We start from the raw sequence: 22,243 nt of genomic DNA on the forward strand, positions 1-22,243 counted from the left end.
CCCGGTCAGGCCGGGGCGGGAACGCCGTCGAGGACGATCACCGGGAACACCCGGTCGGTGTTCCGCTCGTAGGCGGAGGTGCCGTCGGAAACCGTGCGGTAGAGGCGGTCGCGTTCCTCGCCGGTCGTCACGACGGCCAGGGCCTCGTAGGTGCCGTCGCCGAGTTCGACCGTCACGGCCGGGTTGGCGCGGAGGTTGTGGTACCAGGCCGGGTGCTGGGGAGCGCCCGCCTTGGACGCGACCACGAAGACGCGGCCCCGGTCGTCGACCGCGAAGCCGAGCGGCACCGTCGTCCGTCGTCCGGTGCGCGCCCCGGTCGTGGTCAGCAGCAGGATCGGGAACGGGGGCCGGCTGACCGTGCCGTGGTTCGCGCGGAATTCGCCGATGACGCCTTCGTTGTAGGCCCGGAACTCTTCGTCGGCCGGCACGGCGGTCCTCGTCGGCGGCAGGCCGAAGCTCGCGACCAGGTCAGGACCACCGGGAAAGACGGTGACGCGGGCGATCCCGGTGGGCGTCGCCTCGAGCACGGCGACGCCGAGGGCCTGGTGGGGTCCGTCGGCGGCGCGGTAGTAGGTGGCCACGGCGGGCCGGCCGTTGGCGCGGGTCGGCGTCATCAGCCAGTCGCCGGGAGATCCGAGCACGTGCGCCAGGTAGCGCAGGCAGGTCGCCTTGCCGGCGAACCAGGTCCGCGTGCCCACCAGTTCGATGGCGGCGTCGGCACGCAGTGCTTTCTCGAGGGCGGCCAGGTCGGCGTGCTCGAACCCGGCGACGTACTGGCGCAGCAGCTCCCGGGTGTGTGGTTCGGCCGGCTCGACGACGTCCTCGGGCGAGGGCGCGACTTCGTCGAGGCGGGCGCGGGCCCGTTGCAGGGTGCTCTTGACCGCGGCGGCCGAGACGTCGAGCATCGCCGCGACCTCGGCGGCGCTGAACCCCAGCACCTCCCGGAGCAGGAGGACGGCCCGCTGCCGGGCCGGCAGGTACTGCAGGGCGGCGACGAGCGCCAGCCGCACGGTGTCGCGGGTCTCCGGGCTCACCAGAGCGTCCGGGACCGGGCCCAGCCAGGCCACCTCGGGCACCGCCGGGACCGGCGCGTCAGGGTCGTCGGCCGGACCGCCCAGGCCGGAGGGCAGCGCGCGTCTGCTGCCCTGTTCGAGTGCCGACAGGCAGGCGTTGGTCGCGATGCGGTGGAGCCACGTGCGCAGCGACGAGCGCCCCTCGAACGTGCCGTACGCCCGCCATGCCCGCAGGTACGTCTCCTGCACCAGGTCCGCGGCGTCGTCGGCCGAGCCGACCATGCGGTAGCAGTGCGCCAGCAGTTCGCGCCGGAGGGGCTCGGCCTGCTGCGCGAACTCCTCTGACCAGTCCGTCGTCGTCATGCAGTGCAGACCGCCGCCGGCGGCGAAAGGAATCGGTCAGCTCATGAGCCAGAAAATGGCGCCGCCGATGGCGAGCAGGGCCGCGACGGCCAGCACCACGGCCATGAACTTGGCCGTCTTCCACGTCGAGTAGACCCCGCCGACGAGGAAACCGCCGAGGGCGAGCAGGAGGACGCCGACCACACCACTGTTCACGCCGGTCAGGGTGCCACATGCCGTGGGAGCCGATCGTGCCGGGCAGCGCGAGCGTGCCCGGGAGCCTGGATGGCGGCGGAGGTCACCGGCAACAGCCGTGTCGGCACCCTCCGACCGCCGTCTTCGCCGTCTAAAGCACGCCCTTCGTCGACGGGATGCCGCCCGCGCGCGGGTCCGGCTCCGTCGCCGCTCGCAGCGCCCGCGCCACCGCCTTGTACTCCGCCTCCGCGATGTGGTGCGGGTCGCGGCCGTGGATCACCCGCACGTGCAGCGCGATCTGCGCGTGGAACGACAGCGAGTCGAACACGTGGCGCGTCAGCACGAAGGGATAGTTTCCGCCGATCGTGAAGGTGTTGAACTGCTCCGGCTCGCCCACGTGCACGCAGTACGGCCGGCCCGACACATCGATCGCCGCGTGGGCCAGGGTTTCGTCCATCGGGATCCACGCGTCGCCGAAGCGGCGGATTCCGCTCTTGTCGCCCAGCGCTTGGCGGATCGCCTGGCCCAGCACGATCGCCGTGTCCTCGACCGTGTGGTGCGCGTCGATGTGGATGTCGCCCGTCGCCTCCACCTTGAGGTCCAGCGAGCCGTGGACGCCGAAGGCCGTCAGCATGTGGTCGTAGAACGGCACGCCTGTGGAGATCTCCACCTCGCCCGTGCCGTCGAGATCCAGCTGGACGGCGATCGAGGACTCCTTGGTGGTCCGTTCGACCTTGCCGATGCGGGTCATCGCGAGACTTCCTTACTCGCCTCGAGGAAGGCGTCGTTCTCTTCCGGGGTGCCGATGCTCACGCGCAGGTGGCCGGGGATGCCCGGGTCGCGGATCAGCACCCCCTTGTCCAAATAGGACTGCCAAGCCGCGTGCGGGTCGCTGAACCGTCCGAAGAGGACGAAGTTCGAGTCGCTCGGCACCGGGTCGTAACCCAGGCCCGCCAACGCTTCCACGACGCGGTCGCGTTCCGCCGCCAGCTTGTGCACGCTGTCCAACGTGGCGTCCGCGTGCCGCAGTGCCGCCCGCGCCGCCGCCTGCGTCAGCCGCGACAGGTGGTACGGGAGCCGCACCAGCTGCAGCGCGTCGACCACCGCCGGGGCCGCCGCCAGGTAGCCGAGGCGGCCGCCCGCGAACGCGAACGCCTTGCTCATCGTGCGCGACACGATCAGCCGCGCCGGGTAGTCCGCCAGCAACGAGACCGCGCTGGGCTGCGACGAAAACTCCGCGTACGCCTCGTCGACCACCACGATCCCGGTGGCCGCGTCCAAAACGGACCGGAGCTCGTCGAGCGGGATCGAGCCGCCCGTCGGGTTGTTCGGGCTCGTGACGAACACGATGTCCGGCCGCCGGTCCGAGATCACCGCGGCCGCCGCGGCCGTGTCCAAGGTGAAGTCGTCCCGGCGCGGCGCCGGGACCCACTCGGTGCGCGTGCCGGACGCGATGATCGGGTGCATCGAGTACGACGGCTCGAACCCGAGCGCGCTGCGCCCCGGCCCGCCGAACGCCTGCAGGATCTGCTGCAGCACCTCGTTGGACCCGTTGGCGGCCCACACGTTCGCCTCCGACAGCACCACCCGCGTCGACACGCTCAGGTAGTCGGCCAGGTCCTGCCGCAGCGCCACCGCGTCGCGATCCGGGTAGCGGTGCAGCTCAGCCGCCTCCACGCGGACCGCCTCGGCCACGTCTTCGACGAGCGAAGGTGGCGGCGGGTACGGGTTTTCGTTGGTGTTGAGCCGGACCGGGACGTCCAGCTGCGGCGCCCCGTACGGCGTCTTGCCGCGCAGGTCCTCCCGCAGCGGCAGCGCGTCCAGCGTGACCTCTTCGCCGATCGTCATCGGACCGAACCTCCGAAGCGCGCGGTGACGGCCTCGCCGTGCGCCGGCAGGTCCTCGGCGTCGGCCAGCGCGACGACGCGGCCGGCGACCTCGCGCAGCGCGTCCTCGGTGTAGTCCACGACGTGGATGCCCTTGAGGAAGCTCTGCACGGACAGGCCCGAGGAGTGGCGGGCGAACCCGCCGGTGGGCAGGACGTGGTTGGACCCGGCGCAGTAGTCGCCCAGCGACACCGGGGCGTACGCGCCGACGAAGATCGCGCCGGCGTTGCGGACCCGGGCGGCGACCGTACGCGCGTCCGCCGTCTGGATCTCCAGGTGCTCGGCGGCGTAAGCGTCGACAACGCGCAGCCCATCGTCCACTGTGGACACCAGGATGACGCCGGACTGCTTGCCCGCCAGTGCTTCGGCGACCCGCGAACTGTGCTTCGTCGCCGCGACGCGGTTCACCAGTTCCCCGTCGACGGCGTCGGCCAGCTCCACCGACGTCGTGACCAGCACGCTCGCGGCGAGGGGGTCGTGCTCGGCCTGGCTGATCAGGTCGGCGGCGACGTGCACCGGGTCGGCCGTCTCGTCGGCGAGGATCGCGATCTCGGTGGGGCCGGCCTCGGCGTCGATGCCGATGAGGCCGCGCAGCAGCCGCTTGGCCGCCGTGAGGTAGATGTTGCCCGGGCCGGTGACGATGTCGACCGGGGCGAGCTCGGCACCGTCGGTGTCCGTGCCGCCGTACGCCAGCAGCGCGACGGCCTGCGCGCCGCCGACCGCCCAGACCTCGTCGACGCCGAGCAGCTCGGCCGCGGCGAGGATGGTCGGGTGCGGCAGGCCGTCGAACGCGGCCTGCGGCGGCGAGCAGACGACCAGCGAGGCGACGCCGGCGATCTGCGCCGGGACGACGTTCATCACGACGGTCGACGGGTACACGGCCAGCCCGCCCGGGGCGTACAACCCGACGCGCTCGACCGGCACCCACTTCTCGGTGACCGTGCCGCCCTCGACGACCGTCGTCGTGACATCGGTACGGCGCTGCTCGGCGTGCACCTTGCGGGCGCGGGTGATCGACTCCTCCAGCGCGGCGCGCACCTCGGGGTCGAGCTGCTGCAATGCCTGCGTCAACGAAGCGCGCGGCACCCGCACGGACGCGGGCCGCACCTTGTCGAACTTCTCGGTGTACTCGAGGACGGCTTCGACACCGCGGGCACGGACCGCCTCGACCACCGGGCGCACGTGATGCAGCGCCGCGTCCACGTCGTATTCGGCGCGGGGGAGCGTGGCGCGCAGTTCGGCGGCGGTCGGGACCTGCCCGCGCAGGTCGGTGCGGTTCAACATGCCCCCAGGGTACGAGGTCACGCCCAGCGGCTTTTCAGCGATACTCCCCGGTGACGGCCGATCCCAGCATGCAGGAGGCAGCGGTGGCGCGAATCGCGTTGTGCCAGGTCAACTCGGGTGACGAGCCGGAGGCGAACCTGAAGCTGATTCGCTCCGGCGTCGAGACCGCGGTGGCCGACGGCGCGCGGATCGTCGTGTTCCCCGAAGCGGCGATGGCGCGGTTCGGGCGTCCGCTGGCGCCGGTCGCGGAGGAGCTCGACGGGCCGTGGGCGACGGCGGTGGCCGCAGTGGCGGCCGAGCACGACGTCGTGGTCGTCGCCGGCATGTTCACCCCGGCCGACGAGGGCCGCGTGCGCAACACGCTGCTGATCACCGGCCGCGGGCAGCACCGCGGCTACGACAAGATCCACCTCTACGACGCGTTCGGCTTCGCGGAGTCGGACACGGTCGCGCCCGGTGCTGCGCCCGCCACCTTCGAGCTGGACGGCGTCGTCTACGGCGTCGCGACCTGCTACGACGTGCGCTTCCCGGAGCTGTTCCGCGCGCTGGCCGACGACGGCGCCGACGTCGTGCTGCTGCCGGCGTCCTGGGGCGCCGGCGAGGGCAAGCGCGAGCAGTGGGAGGTGCTGGTGCGGGCGCGGGCCCTGGATTCGGGCTGCTGGGTGCTGGCGTGCGGCCAGGCCGACCCGGCGGCGTCGGGGCTCTCGGTGAACCCGAAGGCGCCGACCGGGATCGGGTACTCGCTGGTCGCGGACGGTTTCGGCCGGGTGCACGCCGCCGCGGGCGCCGGGCCGGAGACGCTCGTGGCGGACGTCGACCCGGCGGTGTCGGCCAAGGCCCGCACGGCCACCGGCGCCCTGGCCAACCGCCGCCTCTAGCGGCACTTTCACGTGAAAGTGCGACTTTGCGTTTCAAAGTCGAGCTTTCCCCAGGAAAGATGCGTCCAGGGCCCCTCCGGGCGCATCTTTCTCGGGGAAAGTGACGCTTCGGGCTAGCGGAGGAGGCCTTCGCGGATCGCGACCCGGACGAAGCCCGCGCGCCGGCGTTCGCCCGTCTTGTCGCGGATGCGGTCCAGGTAGGAGCGGACCGTCCGGACGCTGATGTTCAGGATCTCCGCCACGTCGACGTCGCGCTCCCCGGCCGCCACCAGCCGGAGGACCTGCTTCTCGCGCTCGGACAGCACGATCTTCGGGCCCGCGTGGCGCTCTTCGCTGTCCTGGATGATCATCCCCGCGAGCGTCGGCGACACGTACGCGTTGTCGTCGGCGATCGTGCGGATCGCGCGCAGGAGCTCGTCGCCGTCGACGTCCTTCGACAGGAACCCCTTCGCGCCCGCCTGCATCGCCCCCAGCACCTCCGGCTGTTCCGCGTGTGCGGACACCACCAGCACCTTGTGCCCCATCTGCCCCACTTCCAGGACCGCGGCCGCGTCCTGGACGCCCCGGAGCTTCAGGTCGAGGACCACGACGCTGCCCGCCGGCTGGTCCTGGACCGCGAACCGGGCCACCGAGTCGGCGACCGCGCCGAGCTCGATGTCCGGTGCCTCGGTGAGCACGCGCGTGAGCGCGTACCGGTAGAGCGGGTGGTCCTCGATGACCCCGACCGCGATCCGCCGGCCGGACGCGGCGGGCGGCGGGGCCGGTTCGCTCATTTCCGGCCGCCGCGACGAGGCCCGGAGCCGCCGATCAGGCCGCGCCGGATGGCCTCCTTGACCAGCCCCGGCCGCCGCCGTTCGCCGGTCTTGTCGCGGATGCGGTCGAGGTAGCCCCGCACGGTCCGGACGCCGATGCCGAGGATCAGCGCGATGTCGACGTCGCGCTCCCCCGCCGCGACCAGCCGCAGCACCTGTTCCTCACGCGGCGACAGCTCGACGTCCGCCGAGACGGCGGGCCGGTCCGCGTTGTCCTTCATGATCATCCCGGCGACCACGGCGGAGACGTACGCGCCGCCGTCGGCCACCGTCTTGATCGCGATCAGCAGCTCGTCCGCGTCGACGTCCTTCGAGAGGAACCCCCGCGCCCCCGCGGCGATCGCCCCCAGCACGACTTCGGGTTCGGCCTGCGCGGAAACCACGAGCACGTGGTGCCCGAGCTCGCAGACCTCCAGCACCGCCGCCGCCCCCGCGACGCCGGGCAGGCCCAGGTCCAGCAGCACCACGCTGCCCGGCGGCTGCCGGTGCACGTGGAACCGCGCCACCGAGTCCACGACCGCGCCGAGCTCGATGAACTCGGCTTCGGCCAGCACCCGCTCCACCGAGACGCGGTACAACGGGTGGTCCTCGATGACCGCGACGCGGACCCGCCCTTGGCCCACTTCGCCGGTCGAACGCTCTTCTGTCATTTGCACGACTTTCACCCCGTTCCACCCGACGGAGCCGGCTGCCCGGCCGTGGCCGGGTCCAGCGCGGGGCCCGTCGGCACCAATGCCAGCAAACTACCTGCGACCGGTGACTTCGCCACGCTTCCGTAGCCGAGCGAGGCCAAAGCCTGCGCGTTCACCACCGGGTACTTCCGGCCCGTATCGGTCACCAGGTAAGTGGTGGCCGAGCCGGATTCGACGACGACGGCTCCCCCCGACGGAGGTACGAACACCTCGTCCGCCACCCGTGCTTCGGTCCTCGTGGCGACCTGGATTGCCTTGGCACCAGGGGAAAGCGGGAATTCGGCCGAAACGAGCAACCGGCTGCCCTGAACGCACAACGCGACCGAGCCGCCGGTGATCGGCGCCTTGCCGGGAATGCGGTCCGGGAAGGCCGCGGGGTCGGCGCCCCCGGCCCGGGGCGCGGCGACCTTCGGCACGGCGGCGACGTCGGCCGCGCGGACCTCGACCGGCTTCGGCGTCCCCTCGTACGCGGCCGCGTTGGCCTCGGTGGTGACCAGCAGGCTCGCCTCGGTCTGCCCGACCGGTTCGAGCCCGTCGCGGCGCACGAGGTAGTACGACGTGGCGGCACCGGGCGCGGCCATCGCGTCCACGACGGCGAGGACTTCGCCGACGCGGGTGTCGCGCCCGCCCACCGCGGGGCCGCGGTCGCCGGCGCCGTCGACGGGCAGCGCGGTCAGGTCGCGGCCGGCCGGGACGGTGTCGATCCAGCGCGCGGACACCGCGATCGTCGGGTAGCTGTCGAACTGCAGCGCGGTCGCGGCCTCGTCGGACAGCTTGTAGCGGCGGCCGCCGGCGAGCAGGAACCGGTCGCCCCACGGCAGCCGGACGATCACGCCCTGGTCGCGCGGCAGTTCGACGCCGGACGCGGGCGCGGCGAGCAGGACGGCGGTGCGCGGCTCGGCCGACGCGGGCGCGTCCTGGGTGGTGCGGCTGCAGCTCGTCCACGGCGTCGTGACGAGCGCGGTCGACGCGGGCAGCGAGTCGGGCGCGCCCGGGATGCCGATCTGGGTGCCGCGGCCGGCCTTGCCGAGGTTCTCCGAGGAGACGGACACGGTCGCGTCGCCGGCGCCGCCGGCCAGCAGCCGCGCGGAGGCGTAGTTGAGGACGGGGTGCAGCACGCCGTCGGCGCCGAGCACGAACCGCGCGCCGGTGCCCTCCTCGACGATCACCTTGCCGCCGGCCAGCCAGTCCTTGCCGCCGGAGGGGTTGAGCAGGCCGATGATGCCGAAGACGGCGGTGATCAGCAGGGCGGCGACGAGTCCCAGCACCGTGCCGAGCACGAGCCGGCGGCTGGGCGAGACGGGGTGGTTGGCGTCGGCCGCGACGAGTGCGGAAACGAGCCTGCGCCGGAGGAACTGGTACGCCTGGATCTGGTCCCGCTGCGTCCACACGCTGACTGGCCCCCGGCTGTGCGTCGTCCTCCCGAGTGCTCGACGCTAGGCACCCGGCCGGTGGACGGGGAGGGTAATTTTTACGCCCACGCGGCATCTGGGGAGGCAGTAGCGTCGCAGGACCCGGGGAAAGGGGAGCCCGTGTCCGTCGAAACCGCCGGCGCCGTCCGCCCGGCACCGCCGCGGCCCGCGTCGACACCGCTGCCCTGGCTGCTGCCGATCCGGCCGCTGCAGGCCGCGCTGTGGGAGATCGCCGGCATCGCCGTGCTGCTCGCGTGGCTGGCCGACGGCGTCGCGCGGCCCGTGCAGATCGGCGTCAGCGTGGCCGCCGGACTCCTGGTGCTGCTGACGTCGGCGCGGTTCGCCGGGCGGCACCTGGCGGGCTGGGCGCTGACCTGGACGGCGTTCCGGCTGCGGCGCCACGACACGCGCCGCGAGAGCCCCGACCCGCTGCTGCGCGTCGCCGGGCCGGTGAAGGTGCGCCAGCACGTCGACCGCGCGGGAAACCGCTTCGGCGTCGCCGAAGTCGACGGCGGCTGGAGCGCCCTGGTCCGGCTGACGCAGGGGCCGGGCGCGCCGGGACCGCTGGTGGAGGCGTTGCGCGAGGCCTATCGGCGGACCGACGTTCCCCTCGCCTCGGCGCAGCTGCTGACGTGGGCCATTCCCCGCGGCGACCAGGTGCTGCGGGTCCGCTGGCTGGCGGTCCGCTACCGGCCGGACCTCGCGCCGATCGCGGCGCTGGCCCGCGGCGGCGGCGATCTGGGGGCGTTGCGGAGCACGGCGTCGGCGGCGCTGAGCCTGATGGGCGCGCTGGCCGAGGCGGGGTACCAGAGCACCGTGCTGGAGGCCGGCGAGCTGGCGAAGGAGCTTCGCGTGGCCCTGGGCGTCCAGGGGGCTCCCGGTGGCGAACCCGACCGGTGGCGGTCGTGGACGTGGGGTGGCGCGCCGCAGGTGTGCTACCGGCCGAGGTCGGCGCGGGTGCTGGACTTTTCGGTGCCGGAAGCGGCTTTCACGGCGACGTCGTACACGCTCACCCGGACGCCGGGCGGGCGTGAGAAGGCCGAAGTGACGATCCGGGTGGGTGCCCGGCCGGGCGCGCCGGTGCCGGTCTTGGCGGCGGCGATCCCGCTGCACGGGCGGCACGGTGCCGCGGTCCGCCAGACGCTGCCGCTCGCGCTGGACAGCTGAAAATCGTTGGTGCGACGCGGTCGTCTGCCGTTATCTTGCGCCTGACCGAGTCGCCGAGTCCGGGACGTGCCGTTGTACATCGCGTGAGAACCCCTTCGTGCTGAACCGTCGCGCGACGCATGCCTGCGTCGCGCCGCCTTTTGCTGCGGAATTCTCACGGGAACCGGTGTACTTCTGTGCTCTCCCATTGGTTTGTCCTGCCCACCCGCCTGCCGCTCGTCCGCCGCCGTTGCCACGCGTGCGCGGCGGAGACCTTCCGGACGACCGGCAAGTTCCGGGTCAACGCCCACCACAAACTGATCGACGCCTGGCTCCTCGCGCTGTGCACCTCGTGCGGGGACACCGTCAAGCTCACGGTCTTCGAGCGGACGAACGTCCGATCGGTACCGCCCGATTTTCTGGATCGCTTGCACCACAACGATCCCGGCCTCGCGGCCGAGCTGCTGCGCGATCCGGCGTTGCGGCGCCGGAACCGCATCGCCCTCGATTGGGACGGCGCTTGGCGTCTCGACACCGGCGGAACGGATCACCTCGACCGCGAGGTGATCGACGTGTCGGTGCGCTTCGCCGCGCCGATCCCGGTCCGGCCGGTGCGGTTGATCGCCGAAGGGTGCGAACTGCCGCGGGCCGAAGTCGAAAGGCTGCTCACGGAAGGGAAACTCGTGTCGGCCGTCCGGCTGGACGGCCGACTTTCGGGTGACTTCACCTTCACGCTCAAACGCTGAGCGCGGGGCCTGTCCGGCGTGTTCGCGCCGGGCAGGCCCTACCCGCGAACAGCCTCGTAGACCCCGGCGATCATGCCCACGAACGGCACCAGCGACAGCAGCACCAGGAACTCGGACACGTCCAAAAGCCGTGACCAGTAAGGGGAACGCAGCCCGCGCGCCACCCGCGTCGCGTACACCAGGCACACCACCGCGGCCAAGATCACCGTGCCGCCCGCCGCGAACACCACCGTGCGGTCGCCCGAGGCCACCAGCCACACTCCCGCGCTCACCAGCGCAAGAATGCCGAAGCCGACCAGCACCAGCCGTTGTACCCGGCCCGCGTACGACCGGGACCGCAGGATCCACGCCACGCCCAGCAGTCCCGCCAGGCCCGCATCCCACGGGCCGCCCGAGGCCAGCACCACCGACGACGCCAGCACCACCAAGCCGAAGCCGACCAGCAGGCCCGTCAGCACCGCCTGCGCGCGGGACGTGCGGCCGATCATCTCCGTGCCCAGGGACGGCTGCTCGTCCGCGCGGAACGCCTCCATGTCGTCCGGGACGCGCGGAAGCGGCAGGCGCGCCAAGCGCAACGCCAGCATCGGGGCCACCGCCGCCAGCGCCGTGCAGAGCACCGCGACCACCGCCGCCGCCGACACGGGAGAAACGCCGGCCAGCAGGACCACGCCCGTCGTCACCGCGCCGAACCCCGCCGACGAAGTGATCGCCACGAACCACGGCAACCGGTCGGCCACCGAGACCGCCGCCAGGACGCCGTACACCGTCACCGCCGCCAGCCCCGCCGCGAGCGGGCCCGCCGACAGTGAGAACAGCGGGTGCGGCGGCAGCACGGACATCCCCGCCAGCAACGCGACGCCGACTCCCGCCAGGGAACCGGCCGCGCCCGCCTCGGCGTCGCCGTAAGCGCGGCTCAGCGCGCCGCCGCCGAGGAGCAGCACCAGCGCCAGCAGCCCGGTCCCGATCGGGGCCAGCACGCTGCCGGACGCCGCCGCCTGCACCAGGAGGCCGCCGGCCAGCAGCAGCACGACCGCCGCCACCAGACCGGACCGCCGCGCGACCGCCGGGCCCCAGCCCCCGGACGAGTCGGCGACGCTGGCGATCGAGTCGACGACGTCGTCGAACAGCAGCGGACCCCGCGGGCGTTCCCGCGGGGTCAGGTGGAGCACTTCGCCGTCGCGGATCTGGGCGGCCGCGACGCTGAGCCCGAGCGCGAGTGGCGCTCCGCCGAGCCGGGACAGCACCCAGCCCGGGTGTTCGGCCGACGCCTGCCCGGCGGCCCCCGCCAGCCGCACGAGCTGCGGCACCAGCTCGGCGAACGTCGACTGCTGCGGCAGGGCGACGTCGACGCGCGCCCGCGGGGTCACCACCGTGACCCGCCGGGTCGTCCCCGTGAGAGCGGCGGCGGTCATCAGACGTTCTTGGCGGCCGAGATGACCGGGGCGAACTTGGCGTTGGACGCCTCGGCGAGCTTCTGCAGCCCGGCGTTCACCGCCTCCAGCACGATCTCCGACAGGTTGCGGGCGTCGTACTCGCGGATCGCGCGGGGGTCGATGTCGATCGAGGTGAAGCGCCCGTCGCCGCGGAGGGTGACGGTGACCTCGTTCTGCCGCGAGTGCGCCTTGACCTCCATCGCCTCGACCGTGCGCTGGATCCGCTGGACCTCTTCGGTCTGCTTGCGCACCTGTGCGAGCAGCTCGTCCATGTCCGGCACCGCGTACGGATCGGTCACTGTTGCGTCCCTTCGTGCTGGCGGACGTGGACGCTGCCCACGAACCGCTGGAAACCGGGTGAGAGCCGCCGCGCGGTCGCGGGCGCGGCCGTGCAGGCGAGCTCGAGCACCAGCCGCTCCTCCGGCGTCGCGCCGGGGACGGTCAGGTGCACCTGGGTCTGGATCAGCTCGTCGCCTTCGCCGGTGCTCAGGCGAAGCAGCTGCATGACGCCGGGCGCGGCCGGGGCGCCGACGTCGCGGCGGCTCAACACCTCGAGCCCGGCCGAAACCAGCGAAAGGCGTTCGACGGCTTCGGCGGCGATGGCGTCGATCGACGCGTCGTCCGGCCGCTGCTGGACGCTCACCGTGATGTTCGGGACGAACTCGCCCGGTGCGGCGTCGTGCACGGCGACGAACACCGCGCCGGAGTCGCCCGGGTCGACGGCGGTCCAGCCGTCCGGGATGACGAAGTCGAGGGGAAGGGTCATCACAGCCCCACGTACGAAACGGCGTCGTCCCAAGCGGATCCGACGGCGTCGGCCGCATCGGTTGCCGCGTGGCTCACGGCGTCGACGGCGGCGCCGCCGTACTCGCCGATGGTGTGCCCGAGCTTCGGCAGGTCGATGTCGATCTTCGCGCCGACCCCGAGGCCGAGGCCCAGTGCCGCACCCGCCTTGAAGTTGACCTTGAGGTGCCCGGCGTCGTAGACGGCCTGGGCGTCGAGCTGCGCGCCGAGGCCGTACTGCAGCGTGCCGTTCGCGCCGACGCCGATGCCGGCGACGTCCGCGGCGACCTCGCCCTCGACCTTCCCGCCGACGAAGGCGTTCGCGTGCGCGCCGACGCCGTGCGCGCCGATCGTGCCGGACGCGCTGACCTCGCCGCCGGCGAACACCGTGCCCTTGGCGTGGGCTTCGGCGACGCCCCACTCCTTCTTGAGCTCGGCTTCGCCGTGCACGGCCGCGAGTTCCGCGTGCCCGGACGCGCCGACGTCCCAGCCCTTCGACGTGATCTTCCCGTCGTACTCCGGGGAAAACCCGTCCTGCTCGTGCTGGAACTTGTAGTAGGTGATCTCGGTGTTGCGGCCGATCTTCTCCTTGAGGCCTTCGGCTTCCGGCTGCCCGAACGGCGTGTCCGCCTTCTTCGGCGCGCGGGTGCCTTCCAGGCCGTCCCAGGTGAGCTTCTTCCAGCCGGAGTTGCCGAACCACGACGGCACGGTCCGCGGCCGCTTCCGGCCGTCCAGCGGTTCGCCGTTGAGCCAGTGCAGCGGGCCACGCGCCCACTTGCCCAGCTCGTGCTCCAGCCGTCCGACGCCCTCGGGCGGGAACAGCTCGGCGAGCGCGTCGGAGAATTCGTCGACGACCTGGCGGGCGGCCTCCACGCTCTGCTCGCCGAGCTGCCGCGCGGCCTGGATGAACGCGCCGACCGAGCCGGAGTTCACCGCGCGGGCCTGCGCCGTCAGCTGCTGGGCGTACTGGTCGAACTGGGCGATGATCGAGTCGACGGCGGCCTCCGCGGACTGGACCAGCCGCGCCGCGGTGGCGAGCCGTTTCGCCTGGTCGTCGAGCTTCGCCGCCGCTTCGGTGAGCTCTTCGCCGAGCTTCCCGGACGCGGTGGCGAACGCGGTGTAGGCGTCGCCGTCCCAGTCCGCGTGCAACGCCTTCGCGGACTCGTCGACTTCGCGAGCCTTGCCGGAAACCGTCGAAGCCTGGGTGGCGACCCGCTGCGACGCGGCACTGAGCGCACCGGGGTCACCGGTGACGCGTCTCCGGCACTCCACCAGGACGCGCCGGTACCCGGACAGCACGGAGCTGACCACCCCCGACGCGTCGACGACCCCCGAGGACCACACGGCTAGTTCCCGGCGGCGTCGTAGCCGACGTGCTGGCTGAAGTGCTTGCCGTTGTAGTCCAGGTCGATGTCGAGGTCGAAGTCCTGGCCGCCCGGAGCCTCCACAGTGGACTCACCGGTGGTGAGGTTGGTGTGGATGACGACCTCGTCGGCACTGTGCACCGGAGCGGGCGCCGGCTGGGTGACCGGCGCCGGCTGGGTCGGCACGGTGGCGCCATGCTGCCCGGGGTCCACGGCGATCCAGCTGTTCGCCGGGTTCAGCGGGGTGCCGTTGCCGGAGACCGGCACGCCCGAAGAGCTGGAACCGCCGCCGGTGGCGAGCGCGGGCGGGGTGTAGTCGGTGAACGAAGGCTGCTGCGGGATCCCCCCGCCGCTCCCGCCCGCCACCGCCTGCTGCCCCGACGGGCTCGCCACCGGCGACGGGGCCTGGGGCGCCGTGACCGGGGTGTTCCCGATCGACGGCGTCGTCGCGCCCGAACTGCCGGAGTCGTGGTGGAAGAGCTTCTCGATCTGGCCGATGACCTGCGCGAGCTGCGTGATCTGCTGGGCGAGGTCGACCGCGCCCAGCGCCTTGAGCAGCGCGCCGATCGCGGTGATGAACGCCCGCAGCGACGCGCTCGTCGCGGTCGACAAAGCGACCGCCGCGCCGTAGGTCCACCAGTTCGACATCAGCGCGGCGACCGTCGGGTTCACCGCCGAGACCACCGCGCGGTAGGCCTCCTGCGCGGTCTTGATCAGCGTGCCGGAGACGCCGAGCAGCTCGGCGCCCTTCTGCACCACGCCGATGATCTTCGTCAGTTGGTCGAGGGAGTCGGAGATCTTCTTCAGCGCCGACTCGCTCGCCGCGCCGGACCAGATCTTGCCGAGCTGGTCGGCGGCCTTCGTCAGCTCGTTGTACATGCTGAGGAACTGCTCGGCCTTGCGGACCAGGTCCGCCACGTGCTTCGCGATCTGCTCGGGCTGGCCGGTGACGATCTGCGGCAGGATGGTGATCGGCCCGCCCGAGGACGCGGTCGCGTCCATCGCGCTGGAGTTCGGGAAAGTCAGCATCGGACCTCACAGAGATTCAAGGACGGACGATCAGGCGACGACGGACGCGGGCCGGTACACGCTGACCTTGGCCAGTCCGCTGATGCGGGCGTCGAGGAGCCCGTGGTTGTAGAGGCGGCCGCCGTCGCCGGCGACGCCGATGACCGGCTGGCGGTCGGAGAACAGCAGCGGCTCCACGACCACGACGTCCCCGCTGTGCACGCCGCCGGGGACGTCGGAGAAGGTGCGCGCGGTGCCGGCGTAGACCTCGATCAGCCCGACGCGCGCCTGGTTGTCGGCGTCGCCGGCCAGCCAGTCGTTGAAGTCGGCGACCCCGTGGAAGCGGGTGTCGGTGATCGGGTGGTCGCCGAGCTGCCCGAGCCGCGCGTCCCCCAGGTAGCGCAGCACGTTCCCGACCGACGACGGTTCGCCGTGGGCGCCCGCGCTGTCGTTGATCGCCAGGGTGGCGAGCTCCGAGGCGTGCGGGCTCCCCCAGATCGACGACGCCGGCGCCGCCGCCGAGCCGTCGTGGCCGCCGCCGTAGCCGGCCGCGGTGGCCTGGTCGGCCGCCTGGTAGGCGTCGGCGCTGGCCTTGACCAGGCCGTTGATCTGCTGCAGCAGCTGCAGGAGCGTGCGGACGGCGGTGACCTGGCTGGAGTGCAGGGCGGCGTTCGCGGCCGCGACCGCGCTGCCGAAGCCCGCGAACGACAACGGCTGCACGACCAGGCGCTCGAGGTCGGACACCGCGTTGATGCCGTGGGCGATGATGCCTCCGACGTTCCCGACGGAAGAGCGCATCGCCTCGGGCTCAGCCCGGTACTCGCCGGCCATGGCTCTCCTTCCGCGGGTGGCTGCTCGGCAGAGCGTAAGTTCGGCCCCGGAAGCGGGCGGACGGCAAAAGTACCCACCGCGCCGTGTCGGCGAGTGGCCAAAATACCGGTCAGCGCCCTTCCGATCTGCTGGAGCCTTGACGCATGAGCATCCCGCCCGAGCGACCTTCCGAGATCGTGCTGCAGTCGCCGCCGATGCTCCCGAAGAGCTCGTCCGGCGGGATGGTGCAGCTGATGATGTTCCTGCCGATGATGCTCGGCATGGGCGCCATGTCGTTCGTCTACATCGGACGCGACGGCGGGGTGATGACCTGGATCTTCGGCGCCCTGTTCGTCTGCGCGATGGGCGGCATGGTCGTGATGTCGCTGGGCCGCGGCGGCATGGCGAAGAAGGCGCAGATCAACGACGAGCGCCGCGACTACCAGCGGTACCTGTCCGGGCTCCGCAGCCAGGTCCGCGACATCGCCGACGGCCAGCGCGCGACCATGATCGCGCTCCAGCCCGATCCGGCCGACCTCTGGGCCTACGTCGAGACCGGGCAGCTGTGGGACCGGCGGCGCACCGACGGCCAGTTCGCGCAGGTCCGCGCGGGGACCGGTCCCCAGCGGCTCGCGACGCCGCTGAAGGCGCCGCAGACCGTGCCGCTGGAGGACCTGGACCCGGTGTCCTCCACCAGCCTCAAGCACTTCATCCGCACCTACTCCACGGTCGACGGGCTGCCGGTGGCGCTGTCGCTGCGCTCGTTCGCGGCGGTCACCCTGGCCGGGCGGCGGCCGGACGTGCTCGGCCTGACGCGGGCGCTGCTGTGCCAGCTCGTCACCTTCCACTCCCCGTCCGACCTGCGGGTCGCGCTGTGCGTCTCGGCGGACCGGCAGCACGACTGGGAATGGGCGAAGTGGCTGCCGCACGCGACGGCGGCCGGCGCGACCGACGCCGTCGGGTCCCGGCGCCTGGCGGCCGACTCGGCGGCCGGCCTGGCCGAGCTGCTCGCCGCCGATCTCGGCGAACGCCCCGCGTTCAGCCGGCGCGCGGCGGCCGAGCTCGACCTGCCGCACCTGATCGTCGTCGTCGACGGCGGCAACGCCCACGGCGAGCCCCGGCTGATCGGCGAGGACGGCCGGCTCGGCGTCACGGTCCTCGAGATCGGGCAGGAGCACCCCCGGACGTACTCGACCGAGCGCCTGCTGAGCCTGCACACCGCGCCCGATTCGCTGGGCATGGTCGTCGGCGACGCCTCCGAGCAGCGGCTCGGGTTCCTCGGCCGCCCGGACGTCCTCGACCGCGGCGCCGCGGAAGCGCTGGCCCGCATGCTGACGCCGTTGCACACCCCGGCCGCGGTCGTCGGCGAGAAGCCGATGTCGTCGACGTTCGGCCTGGCCGGCCTGCTCGGCATCGGCGACCCGCGCGACACCGACACGACCGTGACGTGGGCGCCGCGCGCGGCCCGCGACCGGCTGCGGATCCCGCTGGGCGTCAACCCCGAGGGCCGGCCGGTGGAGCTGGACCTCAAGGAGTCGGCCGAGGGCGGGATGGGCCCGCACGGCCTGGTCATCGGCGCGACCGGGTCCGGCAAGAGCGAGCTGCTGCGGACGCTGGTGACGGCGCTGGCGGTGATGCACTCGTCGGAGACGCTGAACCTGGCGCTCATCGACTTCAAGGGCGGCGCGACCTTCGCCGGGATGACCGGCCTGCCGCACACCTGCGCCGTCATCACGAACCTGTCCGACGACCTCGCACTGGTCGACCGCATGGCGGACGCGTTGAACGGCGAACTGCTGCGGCGCCAGGAACTCCTGCACGCGGCCGGGAACTACGCCTCGGTGCGCGACTACGAAAAGGCGCGGGCGGACGGCACGCCGCTCGAACCGCTGCCGTCGCTGCTGGTCATCATCGACGAGTTCAGCGAGCTGCTGTCCGCGCGGCCGGAGTTCATCGACCTGTTCGTCGCGATCGGCCGGCTCGGGCGATCGCTGGGCATCCACCTGCTGCTGGCGTCGCAGCGCCTGGAGGAGGGCCGGCTGCGCGGGCTCGATTCCCATTTGTCCTACCGGATCGGCCTGCGGACGTTCTCCGCCGCCGAAAGCCGGGCGGTGCTGGGCGTCGCCGACGCCTACCACCTGCCGCCGGTGCCGGGGTCGGCGTACCTGAAGGCCGACACCGACTCGCTGATCCGGCTCAAGGCCGCGTACGTCTCCGGCGAGCTGCCGCCACGCAGCACGGTCGTGCGCGAGGACGGGCAGGAGCTCGGCGTGCTGCCGTTCTCCTTGGCGCCGGTGGAGATCCCGGTCACGACGGAGGTCGAAGACGCGCCGAAGGCCGACGGCAGCGGCGAGACGATCATCCACGCGATGCTCTCGCGCCTGGAGGGCCGCGGGCCGGCCGCGCACCAGATCTGGCTGCCGCCGCTGGCCGAACCGCCCACGCTGGAGCAGCTCCTGCCGCCGCTGGGCGAGGACGCCGCGCGCGGCCTGTGCCCGCTCGGCTGGGGCGGCAACGGCAAGCTGACCATCCCGGTCGCGCTGGTGGACAAGCCGTTCGAGCAGCGCCGGGACATGCTGTGGGCCGACTTCTCCGGCGCGGGCGGGCACGCGCTGATCGTCGGGGCACCGCAGAGCGGCAAGTCGACGCTGATGAAGGACATCGCGGGCATGCTCGCGCTGACCCACACCCCGGCCGAGGTGCAGCTGTTCATCCTCGACATGGGCGGCGGCGCGCTGGCCCCGATCGCCGGGCTGCCGCACACGTCCGGCTACGCCACCCGCCGCGACGCCCAGCGCTGCCGCCGGGTCGTCGCCGAGCTGACGACGTTGCTGGAACAGCGCGAGGAGTTCTTCTCCGCGCAGGGGATCGAGTCGATCACGACGTTCCGCCAGCGGCGCGCGGAGTTCACCGAGAGCACCGACGGCCGCGAGTTCGGCGACGTGTTCCTGTTCGTGGACAACTGGACCACGATCCGCCAGGAGTACGAGCAGCTGGAGGAGCAGATCACCGGGCTGGCCGCGCGCGGGCTCGGGTTCGGCATCCACGTGATCGTCTCGCTCAACCAGTGGATCGGCGTCCGCGCCCAGCTGCGCGACGCGATCGGCACGCGGTTCGAGCTGCGCCTGGGCGACCCGATGGACTCCTCGATCGACCGCAAGGTCGCGGTCAACGTCCCGGCCGACCGGCCGGGCCGCGGCATCACGGCGGAGAAGCTCCACTTCCTGGCGGCGCTCCCCCGCATCGACGGCGACCAGCGCCCGGAGACGATCGGCGCGGGCGGCGTCGACCTGGTGCGCCGCATTTCGGACGCGTGGAAGGGCCCGCGCGCGCCTCAGGTGCGTCTGCTGCCACCGGAGGTGCCGTTGGACGGGTTGCCCGCGGCCCCTGGCAAGCAGATCACGTTGGGCATCGCGGAATCGACGTTGCGCCCGGTGCACCTGGACTTCGCGGCGGACCCGCACTTCGTGGCGTTCGGCGATGTGGAGTCGGGGAAGTCGTCGCTGCTGCGTGCGCTGGCACAGGGCATCACGTCGAAGTACAGCCCGGCGGAGGCGGCGATCATCGTCGCGGACTACCGCCGTGGCTTGCTCGGCGCAGTGTCCGAGCCGCACCTGCTGGGGTACGCGGGCGCGGAGGGCAAGCTGACGGATTTGATCGCGGAGTGCGCGACGGCGATGCGCAACCGCCTGCCGGGGCCGTCGGTGACGCCGGAGCAGCTGCGCAACCGCTCGTGGTGGCGCGGGCCGGAGCTGTTCGTGCTGGTGGACGACTACGAGCTGGTGGCGACGGTCGGGCGGAACCCGTTGCAGCCGTTGCTGGAGTTCTTGCCGCAGGCGCGCGACATCGGGCTGCACGTGATCATCGTGCGCGGGTCGGGCGGCGCCGGGCGGGCGTTGTTCGAGCCGGTCCTGCAGCGGCTGCGGGAACTGGGGTCCCCGGGGCTGATCATGTCGGGGACGAAGGACGAAGGGGCGTTGCTGGCGGACGTCAAGCCGTCGCCGCAGCCGCCGGGCCGGGGAACGCTGGTGTCCCGCCGGCACGGCACGGGACTCGTCCAGGTGGCGTGGACCAAACCGGCGGAGTCCTAGCGCACCGGCCCGGTCATTTCGGTGGCGAAGCGGTAGTAGCACACGGCCCGGTGCCTGCCGTCGTCCCAGCTGTTCGGGGTCATGACCTGAACGCGGGCGCCCTCGATCCGGTGGGCGGCGGCGGTGCAGCGGTCCAGCGTCTGCTGGTAGGGCTGATCCGACAGCGACCCCGCGGCGATCGGCAGCACGGCGAACGCCTCCGCGGTGTGCGGGTCGGTGCAGGACCTCAGCAGCACGTCGACCTCGCCCGTGCCCGTCGGGGACCAGAAGCACTGGCCCGCGGTGACGTCGAGGCCGTGCGCCGTGCCCTCGGGCAGCTGGTCCGCCGTCCCGGTCAAGGCCCGGTTGGCGAGTACGCCGGCCAGCACGAGCACTGCGAAGACGACGAGCCCCGCGACCACGCGGCGGCCGGCCGACGGGCGCGCGCGGCGCCGTTCTTCGCGCATCAGCTCGTCGAAGAGTTCAGGATCGTGCTCTGGTGCGGACATCGTTTCCCCCTCGCGCGGAACTCTAGCTCCCGCTCCCGTGGGCAAGGACGCCAGTCACGGTCGGCAAGTTACCGACTTCGGTAGGTACCCGGCAGCCGTCCACGAACCTACTTTTGTGCTCGTCGCCCGATTGCGGAAGCGACATCCGGATCACCTGGCCGAAGGGCATTTTCATGCGAATGTCGAGGGCTGTTGCCGCGCTGGGTGCCGCCGCCGCGGCGCTGAGCCTGGTCTCAGCGGGGGTTGCGGACGCCCAGGAGGACATCATCGGCGGGAGCACCGTCTCCTCCGCGCCGTGGGGCGCCCAGATCTACTGGAACAACGTCACCACCTACGGCGGCTTCGAGTGCTCGGGGACGATCATCGCCCCGCAGTGGGTGCTCACCGCCCGGCACTGCCTGAACTCGCCGGGCATGCACGTCAAGGTCGGCAACGTGACGCTCCAGCAGGGCACGAACGCCAACGTCGACCAGCAGAAGGCCTCGCCCAACGGCGACATCGCGCTGCTGCACCTCACCACCGCGGTGAACACGACGTACATGAAGCTCGGCACCGGCAACCCGCCCACCGGGTCGACCAACCAGATCTACGGCTGGGGCCGCACCCAGGGCACCAGCCCGCCGTCGACCACCCTCAAGACCGCCAACGTCCGCGTGACGGGCCTCGGCTCGGACGCGTACGGCGGCACGGCCATCGCCAGCCAGGGCGTCAACGGCTCGGCGTGGCACGGCGACTCGGGCGGCCCGGAGCTCTACAACGGCGTCCAGGTCGGGGTGTGCTCCACGGGCAACAACTCCGGTTCGAACACCCAGGGCACGCAGAACTACGCGAGCATCGCGTCGAGCCGCAACTGGATCCAGCAGACCGCCGGCGTCTGACCCACCCGTGCCGGCCTCTCCGCCCGGGAGGCCGGCACGCGGCATACTCGCGGGCATGGAGTTCCGCACGCAGGTCCTGCTCGGCGGCAAGACGGCGACCGGGCTGCCGGTGCCCGACGCCGTCGTCGAAGCGCTCGGCGCCGGCAAGAAGCCCGCGGTCACCGTGACGGTCGGCGGCCACACCTACCGGACGACGGTCGCGAGCCGCGGCGGGCAGTTCCTGGTGCCGCTCAGCGCCGAAAACCGCGAGAAAGCCGGTGTCGCCGCGGGAGACGAGGTCGACGTCGAGATCGCGCTGGACACCGCCCCGCGCGAACTGGAGATCCCCGCGGACCTGGCGGAAGCGCTTGCCGCCGACGACACCGCACGTGCCCGGTTCGAAAGCCTGTCCTACAGCGCGAAACAGCGGTTCGTGCTGCCGATCGGCCAGGCGAAGACGGCCGAGACCCGGCAGCGGCGCGTCGCCAAGGTGATCACCGACCTGCGCGCCGGCCAGTGACGGACGCCGCCACGGTCCTGCGCGTCCTCGACGCCGTGCGCCCCGCCGAGGTGTGGCTGGCCGGCGGCTGGGGCATCGACGCCCTCCTCGGCCACCGGACCCGCGAGCACCGCGACCTCGACCTGCTCCACCGCCGCGAGCAGGAAGACGCCGTCCTGACGGCATTGGCCGCCCTCGGCTACCGCGAGACGCTCGACCTGCGCCCGGTCCGGTTCGTCCTCTCCGACGGCGCCGGCGAACTCGACCTGCACCCGCTGGTGTTCGCCGACGACGGTTCCGCCGTCCAGGCCGCCGACGACCACGGCGCGACGTTCCCCTACCCCGCGGACTGCTTCGTCACCGGGCGGATCCTCGGCGTCCCGGTGCCGTGCATTTCGGTGGCGCAGCAGGTCTTCTTCCACCAGGGCTACGAGCCGCAGCCGCACGACCTCGCGGACATGCGCCACCTCCGCGAGGCCTTCAAGGTCGAAACCCACTTCTAGG

Annotated in this window: 22 protein-coding genes; 7 read left to right on the top strand and 15 right to left on the bottom strand. The window is 72.5% G+C overall.

What is annotated here, in order from left to right; genetic code table 11:
• Positions 1–5 precede the first annotated feature (5 nt).
• The 5 genes from ABFJ78_RS40410 to hisD form a co-directional block, all read right to left on the bottom strand.
• Complete coding sequence (locus ABFJ78_RS40410; protein WP_436392767.1) at positions 6–1,376, bottom strand: RNA polymerase subunit sigma-70; 1,371 nt, start codon at positions 1,374–1,376, stop codon at positions 6–8.
• 36 nt (positions 1,377–1,412) lie between these two features.
• Positions 1,413–1,571, bottom strand: coding sequence for a hypothetical protein (locus tag ABFJ78_RS40415; RefSeq protein WP_436392768.1), 159 nt, complete (start codon positions 1,569–1,571; stop codon positions 1,413–1,415).
• A gap of 130 nt (positions 1,572–1,701) precedes the next feature.
• A complete protein-coding gene (gene hisB / locus ABFJ78_RS40420) occupies positions 1,702–2,301 on the bottom strand; it encodes an imidazoleglycerol-phosphate dehydratase HisB (RefSeq protein WP_436392769.1) in 600 nt (199 codons plus the stop codon).
• Positions 2,298–3,398, bottom strand: a complete 1,101-nt coding sequence (locus tag ABFJ78_RS40425; RefSeq protein WP_436392770.1) for a histidinol-phosphate transaminase — start codon at positions 3,396–3,398, stop codon at positions 2,298–2,300. Before ABFJ78_RS40425 ends, hisB begins: the two co-directional genes overlap by 4 nt.
• On the bottom strand, positions 3,395–4,720 hold the full coding sequence (gene hisD, locus ABFJ78_RS40430; protein WP_436392771.1) for a histidinol dehydrogenase: 1,326 nt from the start codon (positions 4,718–4,720) through the stop codon (positions 3,395–3,397). Before hisD ends, ABFJ78_RS40425 begins: the two co-directional genes overlap by 4 nt.
• 83 nt (positions 4,721–4,803) lie before the next feature.
• On the opposite strand from hisD, the gene ABFJ78_RS40435 reads away from it, so the two are divergent.
• Positions 4,804–5,598 carry a carbon-nitrogen hydrolase family protein gene (locus tag ABFJ78_RS40435; protein WP_436392772.1) on the top strand — a complete coding sequence of 265 codons (795 nt, stop codon included), beginning with the start codon at positions 4,804–4,806 and terminating at the stop codon, positions 5,596–5,598.
• 113 nt (positions 5,599–5,711) lie between these two features.
• Here ABFJ78_RS40435 and ABFJ78_RS40440 read toward each other — a convergent pair whose 3' ends face one another.
• The 3 genes from ABFJ78_RS40440 to eccB are packed head-to-tail and all read right to left on the bottom strand — an operon-like array spanning position 5,712 to position 8,493.
• On the bottom strand, positions 5,712–6,371 hold the full coding sequence (locus ABFJ78_RS40440) for a response regulator (protein WP_436392773.1): 660 nt from the start codon (positions 6,369–6,371) through the stop codon (positions 5,712–5,714).
• Complete coding sequence (locus ABFJ78_RS40445) at positions 6,368–7,060, bottom strand: response regulator (RefSeq protein ID WP_436392774.1); 693 nt, start codon at positions 7,058–7,060, stop codon at positions 6,368–6,370. The genes ABFJ78_RS40440 and ABFJ78_RS40445 overlap by 4 nt, the downstream gene beginning before the upstream one ends.
• Before the next feature lie 11 nt (positions 7,061–7,071).
• Entirely contained in the window at positions 7,072–8,493 is a 1,422-nt protein-coding gene (eccB, locus tag ABFJ78_RS40450) for a type VII secretion protein EccB (RefSeq protein WP_436392775.1), read from the bottom strand.
• A gap of 141 nt (positions 8,494–8,634) precedes the next feature.
• On the opposite strand from eccB, the gene ABFJ78_RS40455 reads away from it, so the two are divergent.
• Positions 8,635–9,681 (top strand): type VII secretion protein EccE, encoded by a 1,047-nt coding sequence (locus ABFJ78_RS40455; RefSeq protein ID WP_436392776.1) that lies wholly within the window; start codon positions 8,635–8,637, stop codon positions 9,679–9,681.
• A gap of 119 nt (positions 9,682–9,800) precedes the next feature.
• The gene (locus ABFJ78_RS40460) at positions 9,801–10,406 is read left to right on the top strand and encodes a DUF1062 domain-containing protein (RefSeq protein WP_436392777.1); all 606 of its coding nucleotides are present in this window, start codon (positions 9,801–9,803) and stop codon (positions 10,404–10,406) included.
• A gap of 38 nt (positions 10,407–10,444) precedes the next feature.
• On the opposite strand, the gene eccD is transcribed toward ABFJ78_RS40460, so the two are convergent.
• Genes eccD through ABFJ78_RS40490 form a run of 6 tightly spaced genes read right to left on the bottom strand, consistent with a single transcriptional unit; the run spans position 10,445 to position 15,825 of the window.
• The gene (gene eccD, locus ABFJ78_RS40465) at positions 10,445–11,818 is read right to left on the bottom strand and encodes a type VII secretion integral membrane protein EccD (RefSeq protein ID WP_436392778.1); all 1,374 of its coding nucleotides are present in this window, start codon (positions 11,816–11,818) and stop codon (positions 10,445–10,447) included.
• Positions 11,818–12,138: a YbaB/EbfC family nucleoid-associated protein gene (locus tag ABFJ78_RS40470; protein WP_086674669.1), complete on the bottom strand. Its 321-nt coding sequence runs from the start codon at positions 12,136–12,138 to the stop codon at positions 11,818–11,820. Before ABFJ78_RS40470 ends, eccD begins: the two co-directional genes overlap by 1 nt.
• Positions 12,135–12,605: a hypothetical protein gene (locus ABFJ78_RS40475; RefSeq protein ID WP_436392779.1), complete on the bottom strand. Its 471-nt coding sequence runs from the start codon at positions 12,603–12,605 to the stop codon at positions 12,135–12,137. Before ABFJ78_RS40475 ends, ABFJ78_RS40470 begins: the two co-directional genes overlap by 4 nt.
• A complete protein-coding gene (locus ABFJ78_RS40480) occupies positions 12,605–13,966 on the bottom strand; it encodes a WXG100 family type VII secretion target (RefSeq protein WP_436392780.1) in 1,362 nt (453 codons plus the stop codon). Before ABFJ78_RS40480 ends, ABFJ78_RS40475 begins: the two co-directional genes overlap by 1 nt.
• Positions 13,967–13,968: 2 nt before the next feature.
• A complete protein-coding gene (locus tag ABFJ78_RS40485; RefSeq protein WP_436392781.1) occupies positions 13,969–15,015 on the bottom strand; it encodes a hypothetical protein in 1,047 nt (348 codons plus the stop codon).
• A gap of 30 nt (positions 15,016–15,045) precedes the next feature.
• The gene (locus ABFJ78_RS40490; protein ID WP_436392782.1) at positions 15,046–15,825 is read right to left on the bottom strand and encodes a WXG100 family type VII secretion target; all 780 of its coding nucleotides are present in this window, start codon (positions 15,823–15,825) and stop codon (positions 15,046–15,048) included.
• 143 nt (positions 15,826–15,968) lie between these two features.
• Here ABFJ78_RS40490 and eccCa point away from each other — a divergent pair, with 143 nt between their 5' ends.
• Positions 15,969–19,895 (top strand): type VII secretion protein EccCa, encoded by a 3,927-nt coding sequence (eccCa, locus tag ABFJ78_RS40495; RefSeq protein ID WP_436392783.1) that lies wholly within the window; start codon positions 15,969–15,971, stop codon positions 19,893–19,895.
• Here the strand turns inward: eccCa and ABFJ78_RS40500 are convergent.
• On the bottom strand, positions 19,892–20,383 hold the full coding sequence (locus ABFJ78_RS40500; protein WP_436392784.1) for a hypothetical protein: 492 nt from the start codon (positions 20,381–20,383) through the stop codon (positions 19,892–19,894). The two genes, eccCa and ABFJ78_RS40500, sit on opposite strands and share 4 nt — an antisense overlap.
• A gap of 173 nt (positions 20,384–20,556) precedes the next feature.
• On the opposite strand from ABFJ78_RS40500, the gene ABFJ78_RS40505 reads away from it, so the two are divergent.
• Genes ABFJ78_RS40505 through ABFJ78_RS40515 form a run of 3 tightly spaced genes read left to right on the top strand, consistent with a single transcriptional unit; the run spans position 20,557 to position 22,242 of the window.
• Entirely contained in the window at positions 20,557–21,261 is a 705-nt protein-coding gene (locus tag ABFJ78_RS40505) for a S1 family peptidase (protein ID WP_436392785.1), read from the top strand.
• A gap of 55 nt (positions 21,262–21,316) precedes the next feature.
• Complete coding sequence (locus ABFJ78_RS40510) at positions 21,317–21,760, top strand: YdeI/OmpD-associated family protein (RefSeq protein WP_436392786.1); 444 nt, start codon at positions 21,317–21,319, stop codon at positions 21,758–21,760.
• A complete protein-coding gene (locus ABFJ78_RS40515; protein ID WP_436392787.1) occupies positions 21,757–22,242 on the top strand; it encodes a nucleotidyltransferase domain-containing protein in 486 nt (161 codons plus the stop codon). The genes ABFJ78_RS40510 and ABFJ78_RS40515 overlap by 4 nt, the downstream gene beginning before the upstream one ends.
• The last annotated feature ends 1 nt before the right edge of the window (position 22,243 follow it).

The sequence above is a fragment of the Amycolatopsis sp. MEPSY49 genome (assembly GCF_051337345.1).
Taxonomy (GTDB): Bacteria; Actinomycetota; Actinomycetes; order Mycobacteriales; family Pseudonocardiaceae; genus Amycolatopsis.